Below are 14,402 nucleotides of genomic sequence, written 5' to 3'. Positions count from 1 at the left end.
TAGTCCCCTGTGCGGCACTTCGCCTACCCGACTGAAACGAATCATTTCCAGAACAAGTGTGCAAAATCATCTAGCCTGTAGGTCAGGCTTGGCCAAAGGGGACTGTTTGGCTGCGACCTGACGCACGATGTACCCGTTTCGCTTGAGGTTATGCCATGGAAGAGCAACTCCCCCCCACGATCACCTATAGACCCAGGGTGTTACTGGTCGACGATGAGGAATCGATCCTCAACAGTCTGCGTCGACTTCTGCGCGGCCAGCCCTACGAGGTGTTATTGGCCACCAGCGGCGCCCAGGCGCTGGAAATCATGGCGCTGGAGCCCGTCGACCTGGTGATGAGTGATGCGCGCATGCCCAATATGGACGGTGCGACGCTGCTGGCGCACATTCACCAGCACTATCCCGATACGCTGCGCATTTTGCTGACCGGGTACGCCGATCTGACAACGATCGTCAAAGCGATCAACGAAGGCCAGATTGACCGTTACATCAGCAAACCCTGGCACGATGAGGAATTACTGCTGACGTTGCGACAGTCGCTGGCCTACCAGCACTCCGAGCGTGAACGGCTGCGTCTGGTGCGCGAGACGTGGCATCGCAACGAAGAATTGAAGGTCCTGAACGCGACCCTGGAAAAACACGTCGCCGCCCGCACTTCTGAACTGCAACAGACCGCCGACATGCTCGACCTGGCGTACGAAGAGCTCAAACACAGCTATGTCACCGGCACCGAGGTGTTCTCGTTGCTGGCCAACCTGCGCTTGCCGCCTGCCAAGCAGACGAACCGGCAGATCATTGAACTGGTGCGGGTGTACTGCAAACTCCATGGCGTGGACGAGGGCAGCACCCGCGACCTGACCATGGCTGCGGCGCTCTACAACATCGGCAAGCTGAGCTGGACCGACAGCATGATCAGTGCGCCTTCGGACCTGCTGCACCACACCGATCGCGAGCGCTATCGCGGTTACCCGAAGCAAAGCGAATCGTTGCTGATGACCCTCGATCCGATGAAGGATGCGGCGCGCCTGATCCTTCACCATCAGGAGCGCTGGGATGGCAGCGGGTTCCCCGACCGGCTCAAGGGCGAGGCGATTCCGCTCGGATCGCGCTGGCTGAAACTGGCGGTGGATTTCATCGAGTTGCAGCGCGGGCTGATCCTTGAGCGCCAGATGAACAGCGATGAAGCGCTGGTCTATATCCGCCAGTACGCCGGGCGGCTGTATGACCCGGATCTGGTCGAGGACTTCATTCAGGTCTGTGCTGCCTACCTGAGCGACGTCTCGCTGGCCGATCCGACGGTCAAAGTGCTGACCACCCGGGACCTGGCCGCCGGCATGCTGCTGGCACGCAACCTCAATGCCGATAACGGCATGTTGCTGCTCAACGCGGGCAAAGTGCTGAGTGGGCCGCTGATCGAGAAGCTGATCGCTTTCGAGGCGATGGAAGGGGCGAAATACAGCATTTTCGTGAAAGTGCCGGAAGAAGTGGAGGGCGCGATCCTCGGGGCGCTGGAGGTTGCTCAGCCGCAGCACTGATCCACTGTGGGAGCGAGCCTGCTCGCGATTCGGACGACGCATTTTTTCCGGTAGACCGCGTCATCGTTGATCGCAAGCAGGCTCGCTCCCACACAGTTTCCGGCAGTGCCTGGCGGCAGTTTTCCCCGTGACGACGTCCCGGCACTCATGTGATCCTTGCGGTTTTTACCTAAGGCCTGACCTCATCCATGACGCTTTCATCCGCCGCTTCCCCCCGCATCATCCGCATTGCCGCCGCCCTGTTGATCGGTCCCGACGGTCGCACCTTGCTCGTGCGCAAGCGCGGCACCGCAGCGTTCATGCAACCCGGCGGCAAGATCGAACCCCATGAACAACCGGTCCAGGCCCTGGCCCGTGAACTGGAAGAAGAGCTGGGCCTGCTCATCGACCCTGCACGCGCGCGGTATCTGGGACCTTTTTCGGCACCGGCCGCCAACGAGCCGGGCCATGTGGTCCAGGCCGAACTCTTTCAGCTGACCATCGACGCAGACGTCTCGCCTGCCGCGGAGATCGAAGAGGTGTGCTGGATTGACCCGGCCACCGATGGCAATCTCACGTTGGCGCCATTGACACGGGACCTGATCCTGCCGTTTTATCGAGCTTCGCTGACCGCGACCACCTGATCATTCACGGACTAGGATTGCCCCCATGATCCCGCTACAAGACTTGCTGATTTTCGCTGCCGCCGCGCTGTTGATGGTACTGACGCCGGGGCCGAACATGATCTACCTGATTTCCCGTTCGATCTGTCAGGGGCGCAAGGCCGGCGTCACCTCATTGCTTGGCGTGGTCGCGGGCTTTTTCGTGCATTTGTTCGCCGCCGCTGCCGGCTTGACCGCGGTGTTTCTGGCCGTGCCGATGGCTTATGAAGTGCTCAAGTGGGCGGGCGCGCTGTACTTGCTGTGGCTGGCCTGGCAGGCCATCAAACCCGGCGCGCGTTCGCCGTTCGAAGCGCAACAATTGCCGCCGGACTCATCGCGCAAACTGATCACCATGGGCTTTCTCACCAGTGCCTTGAACCCGAAGATCGCGGTGTTTTACCTGTCGGTGTTTCCGCAATTCATCACCCCTGAACACGGTTCGGTGTTCACCCAGAGCATCGTGCTGGGCCTGACCCAGATCAGCGTCAGTTTTAGCGTCAATCTGCTGATCGCAATCTTCGCGGCGGGCATCGCCTCCTGGTTCGTCAACAACCCGTCGTGGCTGGCGGTGCAGCGCTATTTCATGGGTTTTGTCCTGTCAGCGCTGGCGGTGCGCTTGATGCTTGAGCAGCGGCGGATGGCTTGACCATGTGGATCGAGCGCCTGGATGCCAGCCATGCCCTGGACTATCGCGCACTGATGCTTGAAGCCTACGACCTGCATCCGCAGGCGTTTACCTCAAGCGTGCGCGAGCGCGCCACGATGCCGCTGAGTTGGTGGGAGTCGCGGCTGACCAGCAAGCTGGAAGTGGTGTTCGGCGCGCTCGAAGAGGGCGCGCTGGTGGGCATCGTCGGCGTCGCCTTCGAACCGCGGCAAAAGGCCTGGCACAAGGCAACACTGTTTGGCATGTACGTGTCCGGGAAAGTCCGGCAGCGCGGGGTGGGTTATCGCCTGGTGCAGACGGCACTGGCCGAGGCACAGAACCATGAACGCCTGAGGCTGATCCAGCTGACCGTCACCGCCGGCAACGAAGCGGCCTTCAACCTGTACCAGCGCTGCGGCTTCATCCAGTTCGGCCTCGAACCGATGGCCGTGCGCGTCGGCGAAGACTACTTCGACAAAATCCATATGTGGCGTGAGCTCTGAACCCACCACAATGATCGTTCCCACGCTCCGCGTGGGAATGCATCCTCTGACGCTCTGCGTCAGTTCGTGAAGCGGAACGCGGAGCGTCCCTGGCGGTATTCCCACGCAGAGCGTGGGAACGATCGGTAGCGCTAGCGAACGGCGCTGACCCCGTCCAGGGTCGAGAACGACGTGTCCTTGGCCGTCAGCAAGAAATCGCGCATGTACGGCGCATCCAGCATGTCCGCGCGAATCCCGGCATACAGCGTCGCAAACAATCCCTTCTCGCCCAGCCGCTTGGCCTTCACATAGCCGCGTGAGCTGTATTCATGCAGCGCCCAATGCGGCATTCCGCACACGCCGCGCCCGCTGGCCACCAATTGCATCATCATCACCGTCAGTTCCGAGGTGCGGACCTGCGCCGGTTCGATGTCGGCGGGTTCCAGGAAGCGGGTGAAGATGTCCAGCCGATCGCGTTCCACCGGGTAGGTGATCAGCGTTTCCGTGAGCAGGTCTTCCGGAACGATGTAGGCCTTGCTCGCCAAGCGGTGCTGGTTGGCCACCGCAAGCATCGCTTCATAAGTGAACAACGGCACATAGGTGATCCCGGCCAGTTCCAGCGGATCGGAGGTCACCACCAGGTCCAGATCGCCCCGGGCCAGGGCCGGCAGCGGGGCAAAGGAGAAGCCCGAGGCCAGGTCCAGCTCGACTTCCGGCCAGGCATCGCGAAACTGGTCGATGGTCGGCATCAGCCACTGGAAGCAACTGTGGCACTCGATCGCCATGTGCAACCGGCCCGCCGTACCGCCCGCCAGCCGTGCGATATCACGTTCGGCGCCACGCAGCAGCGGCAAGGTCGCGTCGGCCAGTTGCAGCAGGCGCAAACCGGCACTGGTGAAACGCACCGGTTTGGTCTTGCGCACGAACAACGGCATGCCCATGCGCTCTTCCAGTTCCTTGAACTGGTGGGACAGGGCTGACTGCGTCAGGTGCAGCCGGTCGGCGGCGTCGACCAGGCTGTCGGCTTCGCGCAGGGCGTGCAAGGTCTTCAGGTGACGGATTTCAAGCACCGGATGGCTCCATGAGGAAAACTTGTGATCAACACGAAAAGGTTGAGTTTGTCTCATGTTGGGTTGGCTGTCGACAATAGCGCCATGTTTTACAGCCTCTTTATCGGAAGAACTCACCATGGCTCTGGCGCACACACTTGGTTTCCCCCGCATCGGCGCGGACCGCGAATTGAAAAAAGCCCTCGAATCCTACTGGAAGGGCGATCTGGATCAGGACGCACTGAACAGCGTCGGCCGCCAATTGCGCGCCAGCCACTGGCAATTGCAGAAAGACGCCGGCATCAACCTGCTGCCCGTCGGCGACTTCGCCTGGTACGACCAGGTCCTGACCCATTCCCTGACCTTCGGTGTAATTCCCGAGCGCTTCGACAGCAGCAGGGATGCCCAAGGGCTGCCGACCCTCGACACCCTGTTCGCCATGGCCCGTGGCGCCACGGCAGCCTGCTGCGGCAGCGAACACGGCACCGCGCAATACGCCCAGGAACTGACCAAGTGGTTCGACACCAACTACCACTACCTGGTCCCGGAATTCAGCGCTGACCAACAATTCAAGCTGAGCTGGGAACAGCTGTTCGACGAAGTCGACGAAGCCAAGGCGCTGGGCCATGAGGTCAAACCGGTGATCATCGGCCCGCTGACCTACCTGTGGCTGGGCAAAGCCAAAGGCAACGACTTCGACAAGCTTGAATTGCTCGAACGCCTGCTGCCGGTCTACAACGAAATCCTCGGTCGCCTCGCCGCGCAAGGCGTGGAATGGGTGCAGATCGACGAACCGATCCTGACCCTCGACCTGCCGCAAGCCTGGAAAAACGCCTTCGAACGCGCCTATCACATCCTCCAGTACTCGCCGCTGAAGAAACTCGTGGCGACCTACTTCAGTGGCCTGGAAGACAACCTCGGCCTGGCCGTCGGCCTGCCGGTGCAAGGCCTGCACATCGACGCCGTGCGTGCGCCGGATCAACTCGGCCAGGTGCTGGATCGTCTGCCGACCTACAAGATTCTTTCGGTCGGGCTGGTCAACGGGCGCAACGTCTGGCGCTGCGAACTGGAGCAAGCTCTCGCACAATTGCAGCCGGCCCAGGAGCGCTTTGGCGAGAACCTGTGGGTCAGCAGTTCCTGCTCGCTGCTGCACAGCCCGGTTGATCTGGAGCGCGAAGACAAACTCGACCCTGAACTGAAATCCTGGCTGGCCTTTGCCGTGCAAAAGTGCGGTGAAATCGCCGTGCTGCGCGATGCCCTCAACGACCCGCAATCGCCCAAGGTGCAAGCCGCACTTGCGCAAAGCCGTGCCATTGCGACCAGCCGCGTCGAGTCGCCGCGCATCCACAAAGCCGAAGTCCAGGCACGCCTCAATGCCATTGGCGCAGCGGACAGTCAGCGCCGGTCACCGTTTGCCAAACGCATCGCGCAGCAACAGGCGCGCTTGCAACTGCCGGCGTTCCCGACCACCACCATCGGCTCGTTCCCGCAAACCGGTTCGATTCGCCTGGCGCGTCAGGCCTTTAAGCAAGGCAAGCTCTCGGCCAACGATTACACCGACACCATGCACAGCGAAATCCGCCACGCCGTGCAAATCCAGGAGCGCCTGGGCCTGGACGTGCTGGTGCACGGTGAAGCCGAACGCAACGACATGGTCGAATACTTCGCCGAGCAACTGGACGGCTACCTGTTCACCCGTTTCGGCTGGGTCCAGAGCTACGGTTCGCGCTGCGTCAAACCGGCGATCATCTACGGCGACCTGAGTCGTCCGCACGCCATGACCGTCGACTGGATCACCTACGCGCAAAGCCTCACCGACAAGGTCATGAAAGGCATGCTCACCGGTCCTGTGACCATGCTGATGTGGTCGTTCCCGCGCGAAGACGTCTCGCGCAAGATCCAGGCGCAGCAGCTGGCGTTGGCCCTGCGTGACGAAGTGGTCGACCTGGAAGCCGCCGGCATCAAGATCGTGCAGATCGACGAAGCCGCCTTCCGCGAAGGCCTGCCGCTGCGCCGGGCACAATGGCAGGAATACCTCGATTGGGCCGTGGAAGCGTTCCGCCTGAGCGCCTCCGGTGTGCGCGATGAAACCCAGATCCACACCCACATGTGCTACAGCGAATTCAACGACGTGATCGAATCCATCGCGGCCATGGACGCCGACGTGATCACCATCGAAACGTCACGCTCGGACATGGAATTGCTGGAAGCCTTCGAAGCCTTCGACTACCCGAACGACATCGGCCCGGGCGTCTACGACATCCACTCGCCACGGGTGCCGGACACGGCCGAGATGGTCAAGTTGATGAGCAAAGCGGTGAAGCGGATTCCGGCAGAGCGGTTGTGGGTGAATCCGGATTGTGGACTCAAGACCCGAGCGTGGCCGGAAACTGAAGCGGCGTTGGTGAACATGGTGGCGGCGGCGCGGCAGTTGCGTAGTCGGTTGGCTTAAGGACGCCATCGCGAGCAAGCCCGCTCCCACATTGGATTTTCAGTGAATACAAATCATGTGTGCGCAGGAGATCAACTGTGGGAGCGAGCCTGCTCGCGATGAACGATAACGCGGTCCTGAAAACGACCGCTCGGCAATCTTCATCAAACTGTCACGTAACTGTGGCAGCGCGCTTGATCAAACTTCATCAGACTCGCGCTCTACTGGGGTTCTGCGTTTTGGTGTTTTTTCATGCGTGTATTTATTTTTCTGGCCGCTCTGTTGTTTGGCCTGCCGTCTTTGGCGGCGTCTCGTTGCGACGTCAATGTTCCAACCGAACATGCCGATCTGGCGCAGGTGAGCCTGGCGTACCAGAGCATCGGCCGTGCTTCCGACCCTGCGTTATTGCTGGTGATGGGTCTGGGCGGGCAGTTGATTCACTGGCCGGACGAGGTGGTGGTCGCGCTGTGTCAGCAGGGTTTCCGGGTGATTCGTTATGACAATCGCGATGTCGGCCTCTCCACGTGGCGGCAAACGCCTGCCGATGCCAACCTGACCTTCGAAGTGCTGCGCTACAAACTCGGGTTGCCGGTGTCGGCGCCGTACACCCTGACCGACATGGCGGACGACGCCTTTGGCCTGATGGACGCGTTGCACGTCGAGCAATTCCACGTGTTGGGCGCGAGCATGGGCGGGATGATTGCCCAGCACATGGCGGCGATGGCGCCGCAACGGGTCGAGAGTCTGACCCTGATCATGACCAGTTCCGGAGCCGAAGGCTTGCCGGCGCCGAGTGCGGCGCTGTTGCAATTGCTCGCCCGTCGTAGCGCGCCAAGTCGTGAAGTGGCGCTGGAGCAGCAGGCCGATTTGTTGGCGGCGCTGGGCAGCCCGTCAGTGAGTGATGATCGTCAGGTGTTGCTGCATCAGGCGGCGCTGTCTTATGACCGGGCGTTCAACCCCGAAGGCGTGAAGCGCCAGATCATGGCAATCCTCGCCGAGCGCAGCCGCGTGGCGCTGCTCAACCAACTGCGAGTGCCGACACTGGTGGTTCACGGCACGGCCGATCCGTTGTTGCCGGTGATGCATGGCGTGCACCTGGCGGCGCATATCCGTGGCAGTCAGTTGAAGCTGATTCCGGGGTTGGCGCATCGTTTCCAGGAAGCGTTCAAGGCGCCATTGCTGGCGGCGGTGTTGCCGTATTTGCAGGCGCACCGTGAAGACAGATCGCATTGGGCGCAGATCGATCCGGTGCCGAACCCCAATCTCCTGTAACCCCCAACCCAACACTGTGGGAGCGGGCTTGCTCGCGAAGGCGGTGTGTCAGTCAATATCTCCACCGACTGACACACCGCCTTCGCGAGCAAGCTGAACTGGTCAAGTAAATCCGGACACCGGTTACGGTGTTTATGCCGCTTTTTGCTCCATGGCTATTGGCGACAAGTATTTGTTGTAGCTGTGGAGCCTGGTGCGGTTGTAGTACATGAAAAAACGGACCATGTCGGTTTGTGCTTCTTCGCTCGTGCCATAGCCGCCACGCGGCACCCATTCTGACTTCAGAGTGCCGAAAAAGCGTTCTGTTGGAGCGTTGTCCCAGCACTGCCCGCGATGACTCATGCTTTGCAAGATGCCATGACGCGTCAGCTCCTCTTGAAACTTGCGGCTGGTGTACTGACAGCCTTGATCCGAATGGAACATCAGTCCAGGTATGCACACTCGAAGCTCTGTCGCCATCCGTAGCGCTTTGCTAACCAAGTTGGCGTCATTAACCAGGGAAAATGCCCAACCAATGACACGGCGCGCAAACAAGTCGATCACGATGGCCAGGTGAACCCAGCGCTTACCCACCATCAAACTGGTAACGTCGCCACACCAGACTTGGTTGACCGCGGCTGGCTTGAAATTGCGCTTAAGCAGATTGGGCGCGACAAATGCTTCAACTCCTTTGGATCTGAATGGGTGAGGCTGGCGCTGTTTACTGACAATGTTGGCCTCCCTCATCAGTGCTTTAGCCAGGCTTCTGCCTACAGCTATGTTTTGGGCCTGAAGATGCTTGCTGATCGCTCTGGACCCATGGCTTCCCGGCTTTCGCTGTGTAACTCGACGACTTTGCCTCTTAGTTCTTCGCGTCTGATCCTTGGCTTGGTGCACCGCTGAACCCATTCATAAAAACTACTGCGCTTAACGTCGAAAACGCGACACAAGATGGCGGTCGGGTATGACTCTCTTAGCTCCGCGATCATCGAAAACGATCGGGGTCCGACATCAAGAGAGCGGTAGCCTTTTTTAAGATCTCGGCCTCCATTTCCATGCGTTTGATTTTGGCTTTCAAATCCTGAATCTGGCGCTGATCTTCGGTAATGGCCTTGGTGCCTTGAACCGGTTGCCCCTTGTGTTCCTTGCGAACCTGATCCACCCAACGTCGTAAGGCTGTGGCACTAATGTCCAGCGACGCGCAGACTTCCTGTACCGAACAATTGTCATCAATCACCATGTTGGCCGCACGGTGTTTGAACTCGCGGGAAAAGACTCTTCTTTCTTTCATGGAACCTCCAAATTGGCGAAATCATATCGCCCTTAAGAAGTGTCCGGAATTATTAGGCCAGTTCAAGCCCGCTCCCACAGTTGGTTTTTGGTGTGAGTGAAATCTCAGTTAGACGGTGCAACCCGGTGGATCGAGATTATCCAGCAGGCGGTTCACCGCCAGTTCACCGAGCATGACCGATTGCTGAATGCCGAGCAGGGTGTTGCGGTGGGTGCCTTCGACCAGCCCGGCAAAATCACTCAGCATCACGCTCGCCGAGGCCAGCGACTCGCAGGCGTTGGCCAGCAGGGTTTCGTCGTCGATGTCGGGGGCGATCAGGAAAATGGTGCTGGGTTTGCGTGGGGTAGCTTGGGGGATGACCGGTTTTAGGTAGTAATCGAGGGCGCGGTCGGCGGCTTCGTTGAGCTTTTTGGGATCGGTGGATTCGTAGGGGGAAACGTCGTCGGTTTCTGGTGGGTTCGGCGTTGGCTTGAACATTGGGTTGGTACTCCTGTTAGTAGAGCTGCAACCTGTCTCGCTACTAAACGGAAGGGTGGCAGCTGTGCGCAAGTTAGTAGACCGGCCACCAACCCAATACCGGCGCGTCCGAGGACGCCATGCGCACAGCTACCATCGAGTGCAGGCGAATGCCTGACTAGATGACGCTTGTACGTCCGGGTTGGAAAGGCCGGGCTACTAAACCCGATCACTGGGAATCAGTGACACGAACCAAGTTACCGACGGCCCCAAAACCGCACAAGCCGGCGGATTCTGACGTGGTCGTAGGCAACGACGCAAGGCGCTGTAGCTTTCAGGAAGTAACCTTAAACGGAACTAAACACACCCTCCAAAACACTGAAAATCCCTTGTGGGAGCGGGCTTGCTCGCGAAAGCGGAGTATCAGATAAGCAGATGGCGACTGATGCGACGCCTTCGCGAGCAAGCCCGCTCCCACAGGATATGTGGAATGACTGGCACTGCTGTCCCACAGGGATTGGTAGAACGGCTGCCACCTCGGCCCTCTCAGGTGTATCGTTCGAACTTTCCGGCGCGATCCAAGCCTGCGAGGTGAATGATGAGTACCCCCCTGAAAATCGATTTCGTCAGCGACGTGTCCTGTCCGTGGTGTGTCGTCGGCCTCTACGGCCTGACCCGCGCGCTGGAGGTGTTGCGTGACGAGGTCCAGGCCGAGATCCATTTTCAGCCGTTCGAGCTCAACCCGAAGATGGGGCCTGAGGGGCAGAACATCACCGAACACATCAGCGAAAAGTACGGTTCGACCCCGGAGCAGTCGCAGAAAAACCGCGAGATGATCCGCGCCCGTGGCGCCGAGGTCGGGTTTGCCTTTCGCACCGACGGCAATAGCCGTATCTACAACACCTTTGATGCCCATCGGCTGCTGCATTGGGCGGGGCTGGAAGGGTTGCAGTTCAATTTGAAGGAAGCGCTGTTCAAGGCGTATTTCACCGATGGCGGCAATCCGTCTGATCATGGTCAGTTGGCGCGGATTGCTGAAAGCGTCGGGCTGGACCGGCAGCGGGCCGAGGCGATTCTCGCTTCGGACGAGTTCGCCAAAGAGGTTCGCGAAGAAGAGCAGTTGTGGCTGTCGCGCGGGGTGAGTTCGGTGCCGACGGTGGTGTTCAACGGGCAATACGCGGTCAGCGGCGGGCAGCCGGTGGAGACCTTTGTCGCGGCGATCCGACAGATCATGAGCGAAGCCAAAGGTGGCTCCGTGACCTGACCGAATGAGATCGTAAGAGATGAGATCGTTCCCACGCTTTGCGTGGGAATGCAGCCCGTGACGCTCCGCGTCACTGGACGCGGAGCGTCCCTTGAGGCATTCCCACGCGGACGGTTCGACGCCTCGACGTGGGAACGATCAACGCCGAGGACTAGCGGACGATTTTGTCGACGTGGATGCCCAGTTTCTTCAAGCGATACCAGAAGCTGCGCTCGGATATCCCGATCAACTGCGCCGCTGCGGCCTGCACGCCATTGCTCTGCGCCAGTGCCGCCAGAATGTAGGCTTTCTCGACCTCGGCCAGCGCCGCGTCCAGATCCGCCGGCACGTTGCCTTCAATGATTGGCGCGCCACTGCTGCCGGGGTTTGAGGCAAACAGATAAGCCGGCAGGTCGTGCTCCTCAATCACCACGCCACTGGCGACAATCGTTGCCCGTTCCACGCAATTTTGCAGTTCACGAATATTGCCCGGCCACGAATAACTGGCCATCGCCTGCAAGGCTTCGGCACTGAATCCGGTAAACCGCTTGCCCGCCGCAGCGCCCAGGGTGTGCGCAAAATGCCGGGCCAGCGGCGCGATGTCTTCCGCCCGCTCGCGCAGTGCCGGCAGCGGAATCGGGAACACGTTGAGGCGGTAATAGAGGTCTTCGCGAAATTCCTTGTTGGCCACCGCGTCCAGCAAGTTTTTGTTGGTCGCGGCAATCACCCGCACATCCACTTTGCGTTCGCGAGGATCGCCCACCGGTTCGATCACCCGTTCCTGCAGCGCGCGCAGGATTTTCGCCTGCAAGGCCAAGGGCATTTCGCCGATTTCATCGAGAAACAGCGTGCCCTGGTCGGCCTGCATGAAACGCCCGACGCGGTCCGCCACCGCGCCGGTAAAGGCGCCTTTGCGGTGACCGAACATTTCGCTTTCCAGCAACCCCTCCGGGATGGCCGCGCAGTTCACGGCCACGAACGGCTTGTCGGCACGATTGCCGTGTTTGTGGATTGCCCGTGCAACCATTTCTTTGCCGGTGCCGCTTTCGCCGGTCAGCAGTATCGTCGCGTTGCTGTCGCGCACCGAATCGATGGCTTGCAAGACCCGCCGGAACGTCGGGCTGTCACCGATCAAACTGTCGATCTGCTGATGCTCGTCGAGTTCGGCGCGCATGCGCTGGTTGTCTTTGAGGATGTCGCGAAATTGCAGGGCTTTGCTGACAGTGATGTCCAGTTCGTCGATGTCGAAAGGCTTGGCGATGTAGTCGAAGGCGCCGTTGCGCATCGACTGCACGGCGTTTTTCACCGTGCTGTAGGCCGTCATGACAATCACCGGCAGCTGTGGGAAACGGCTTTTGATTTCCGCCAGTAATTGCGGGCCGTCCATGCCGGGCATGCGCCAGTCGCTGATCACCAGGTCGATGTCTTCCGCTTCCAGCACCTTGAGCGCATGCAAGCCATTGCCCGCCGTGAACACCGTAACGCCGTTCTGACTCAAGGCCGATGCCAGCAGGTCGCAGAGCTTGGGTTCGTCGTCGACCACCAGTACGTTATGCGTCATCACTGCCCTCGTCGAAGTCTTTGCCATTGGCCGGAATGTACAGCGTGAAGGTGGTTCCGGCATCTTTTTCACTGACGCATTCGATGCGCCCGTCGTGGTTTTCCATGATCGAGAAGACCTTCGCCAGGCCCAGTCCGGTGCCGGAGGCTTTGGTAGTGACGAACGGTGTGAAAATCCGTTCGAGCATGTCCGGTTCAATGCCCGTGCCGGTGTCCGCCACGCTGATCACGGTGTAGTTGCCATCGCGGCGAATACCCAGGGTCAGTTGCCCGCCGTCGGGCATCGCGTCGATGGCATTGACGATCAGGTTCAGACCGGCCTGTTTGAGCTGGCGCGCATCGGCGTAAAGGGTTGCGCCGGGGGCCTGGTCGTCGATGTGCACGTCAATGTGATGGCTGGCCAGTTCCGGAGCGCAGAACCCGACCAGTTCATCGACGAACAGTCGAGCCGGTTCGGTCGAGCGCAGCGGCGCGCTGGGTTTGGCGAAGTCGAGGAAGTCGGTGATCAGGTCGTTGATCCGGCTGACTTCGCTGACCACGTATTCCAGGTGACGCTTATCGGTCTCGGGCAAATCGGCGCGGCGGTGCAGCAGTTGGGTCGCGGTTTTGATGATGCCCAGCGGGTTGCGGATTTCATGGGCCAGGCCCATGGCGACTTCGCCCAGGGCGTGCAGGCGGTCGCGGCGGCGCAGCTGCGATTCGAGGTTTTGCAACTCGCCGAGGCGTTCGCTCATGTGGTTGAAGGTGCTGCTCAGTTCCGCCAGTTCATCGCCACCGGTCACCGGCAAACGCTGGCGATAATCCCCGGCAATCACCGCTTGTACGCCTTTGGACAAACCGCGCAACGGTTGGGTCAGGCGTTGCGACACCAACCAGCCAACGCAGAGAGAGGCGGCCGAACTGAGCAGGAAAATCAGGATGAACAGGTTGCTCTGGTTCACCAGACCCACGAGGCTGGAGTGGCGCAACAGGCCGCTGAAAATCACGCCTTGAAGGTCGCCATTCTCGTTGAAGATCGGCCGATAGATGCCGCTGTAACTGCTGGTGAATTGCTCGGTCGGCTGTTTGGTGGTCCGCAGGATCTGCTCGATATTTTCCGGCACGGCTGCCGGGTGATTTTCGAAACGCTGACTGGAGAAGATCTCCGAGAAGTTGTCGCCCTTGGCCAGATACAGACGCAAGTCCAACGAGTGAACGTCGGAGACGCTGGTCAGGAAGCTGTTGTCGAGGTAGGTGGCAATCACCAGTTTGTAAGCGATGCCGTCCTGCTCGTTCTCGAAGGTCGAGACCACTGCGCCGGTGGCGACACCGCCGATTTGCAGGGTTTGCAACACGGCTTTGGGCGCGGTGCTGATTTGCCGGACGATGTCGTCGGCGGCGGTGCTGAACACCACGGCATGGTCGCTGTTGCGCACCAGGGCAACCACGTCGATGCCCATGGAGTCGGCGATGTCGGTGGTGATGCGGTTGCGGCGCGACGAAAACCCATCAACTTGTGGGTGGGTGTAACGCAGAAATAACTGCGCAACCCTGGCGTTGTCACGCAGGATTTCGCTGATTTCGTCTTCGACGATCTTGGTCGACTCTTTCAGCCAGATGCGCACGTTGCTGTCGAAGATCTGCGACAGGGTGGTGGCCGCGAGTTCGGCGGCGATCATGGTCGGGATCACGCTGACCAGCCAGAAGGCCAGGACCAGTTTGCGTTGCAGGCTCCAGCCGGAGAGGGCGAAGGGTCGGGCTTTGGCAGGTCGGTGTTTGGTCATCGGGTTTCGCTTGTCGAAAGCCATGGCGGTTCGGTTCGGTTCGGTTCGGTTCGAATC

The 14,402-nt window shown here is 60.1% G+C and carries 13 protein-coding genes; 7 read left to right on the top strand and 6 right to left on the bottom strand.

Annotated elements, in window-relative coordinates:
• The first annotated feature begins 155 nt into the window (after nt 1-155).
• The 4 genes from K5K95_RS02745 (at nt 156) to K5K95_RS02730 (ending at nt 3,322) form a co-directional block, all read left to right on the top strand.
• Nucleotides 156-1,535, top strand: coding sequence for an HD domain-containing phosphohydrolase (locus K5K95_RS02745; protein ID WP_222588286.1), 1,380 nt, complete (start codon nt 156-158; stop codon nt 1,533-1,535).
• A gap of 188 nt (nt 1,536-1,723) precedes the next feature.
• On the top strand, nt 1,724-2,158 hold the full coding sequence (locus K5K95_RS02740) for an NUDIX hydrolase (protein ID WP_222588285.1): 435 nt from the start codon (nt 1,724-1,726) through the stop codon (nt 2,156-2,158).
• A gap of 25 nt (nt 2,159-2,183) precedes the next feature.
• Complete coding sequence (locus tag K5K95_RS02735; RefSeq protein ID WP_222588284.1) at nt 2,184-2,822, top strand: LysE family translocator; 639 nt, start codon at nt 2,184-2,186, stop codon at nt 2,820-2,822.
• A gap of 2 nt (nt 2,823-2,824) precedes the next feature.
• Nucleotides 2,825-3,322: a GNAT family N-acetyltransferase gene (locus K5K95_RS02730; RefSeq protein ID WP_222588283.1), complete on the top strand. Its 498-nt coding sequence runs from the start codon at nt 2,825-2,827 to the stop codon at nt 3,320-3,322.
• A gap of 131 nt (nt 3,323-3,453) precedes the next feature.
• Here the strand turns inward: K5K95_RS02730 and metR are convergent, their stop codons facing one another.
• Entirely contained in the window at nt 3,454-4,371 is a 918-nt protein-coding gene (metR, locus tag K5K95_RS02725; protein WP_008155262.1) for a transcriptional regulator MetR, read from the bottom strand.
• 118 nt (nt 4,372-4,489) lie between these two features.
• Between metR and metE the strand changes: the two genes are divergently transcribed.
• The gene (metE, locus tag K5K95_RS02720; protein ID WP_222588282.1) at nt 4,490-6,802 is read left to right on the top strand and encodes a 5-methyltetrahydropteroyltriglutamate--homocysteine S-methyltransferase; all 2,313 of its coding nucleotides are present in this window, start codon (nt 4,490-4,492) and stop codon (nt 6,800-6,802) included.
• Between the two features lie 231 nt (nt 6,803-7,033).
• Entirely contained in the window at nt 7,034-8,053 is a 1,020-nt protein-coding gene (locus tag K5K95_RS02715; protein ID WP_222588281.1) for an alpha/beta fold hydrolase, read from the top strand.
• Nucleotides 8,054-8,185: 132 nt separating this feature from the next.
• On the opposite strand, the gene K5K95_RS02710 is transcribed toward K5K95_RS02715, so the two are convergent.
• The 3 genes from K5K95_RS02710 to K5K95_RS02705 all read right to left on the bottom strand — a co-directional run bounded on the left by K5K95_RS02710 (nt 8,186) and on the right by K5K95_RS02705 (nt 9,800).
• The gene (locus tag K5K95_RS02710; protein WP_261398127.1) at nt 8,186-8,941 is read right to left on the bottom strand and encodes an IS3 family transposase; all 756 of its coding nucleotides are present in this window, start codon (nt 8,939-8,941) and stop codon (nt 8,186-8,188) included.
• A gap of 76 nt (nt 8,942-9,017) precedes the next feature.
• Nucleotides 9,018-9,323 (bottom strand): transposase, encoded by a 306-nt coding sequence (locus K5K95_RS32970; RefSeq protein WP_261398055.1) that lies wholly within the window; start codon nt 9,321-9,323, stop codon nt 9,018-9,020.
• 108 nt (nt 9,324-9,431) lie between these two features.
• Nucleotides 9,432-9,800 carry a DUF6124 family protein gene (locus tag K5K95_RS02705; protein ID WP_222588280.1) on the bottom strand — a complete coding sequence of 123 codons (369 nt, stop codon included), beginning with the start codon at nt 9,798-9,800 and terminating at the stop codon, nt 9,432-9,434.
• A 577-nt stretch (nt 9,801-10,377) separates the two neighbouring features.
• On the opposite strand from K5K95_RS02705, the gene K5K95_RS02700 reads away from it, so the two are divergent.
• Nucleotides 10,378-11,043: a DsbA family oxidoreductase gene (locus K5K95_RS02700; protein WP_222590276.1), complete on the top strand. Its 666-nt coding sequence runs from the start codon at nt 10,378-10,380 to the stop codon at nt 11,041-11,043.
• A 151-nt stretch (nt 11,044-11,194) separates the two neighbouring features.
• On the opposite strand, the gene K5K95_RS02695 is transcribed toward K5K95_RS02700, so the two are convergent.
• Nucleotides 11,195-12,583 (bottom strand): sigma-54-dependent transcriptional regulator, encoded by a 1,389-nt coding sequence (locus K5K95_RS02695; protein ID WP_222588279.1) that lies wholly within the window; start codon nt 12,581-12,583, stop codon nt 11,195-11,197.
• Nucleotides 12,573-14,345, bottom strand: a complete 1,773-nt coding sequence (locus tag K5K95_RS02690; protein WP_222590275.1) for a sensor histidine kinase — start codon at nt 14,343-14,345, stop codon at nt 12,573-12,575. Before K5K95_RS02690 ends, K5K95_RS02695 begins: the two co-directional genes overlap by 11 nt.
• Between the last annotated feature and the right edge of the window lie 57 nt (nt 14,346-14,402).

It is taken from the genome of Pseudomonas sp. DR48 (genome assembly GCF_019823085.1).
GTDB lineage: Bacteria > Pseudomonadota > Gammaproteobacteria > Pseudomonadales > Pseudomonadaceae > Aquipseudomonas.
Note: the sequence above shows the minus strand (reverse complement) of the source record. Positions and strands in the feature narration are given on the sequence as shown.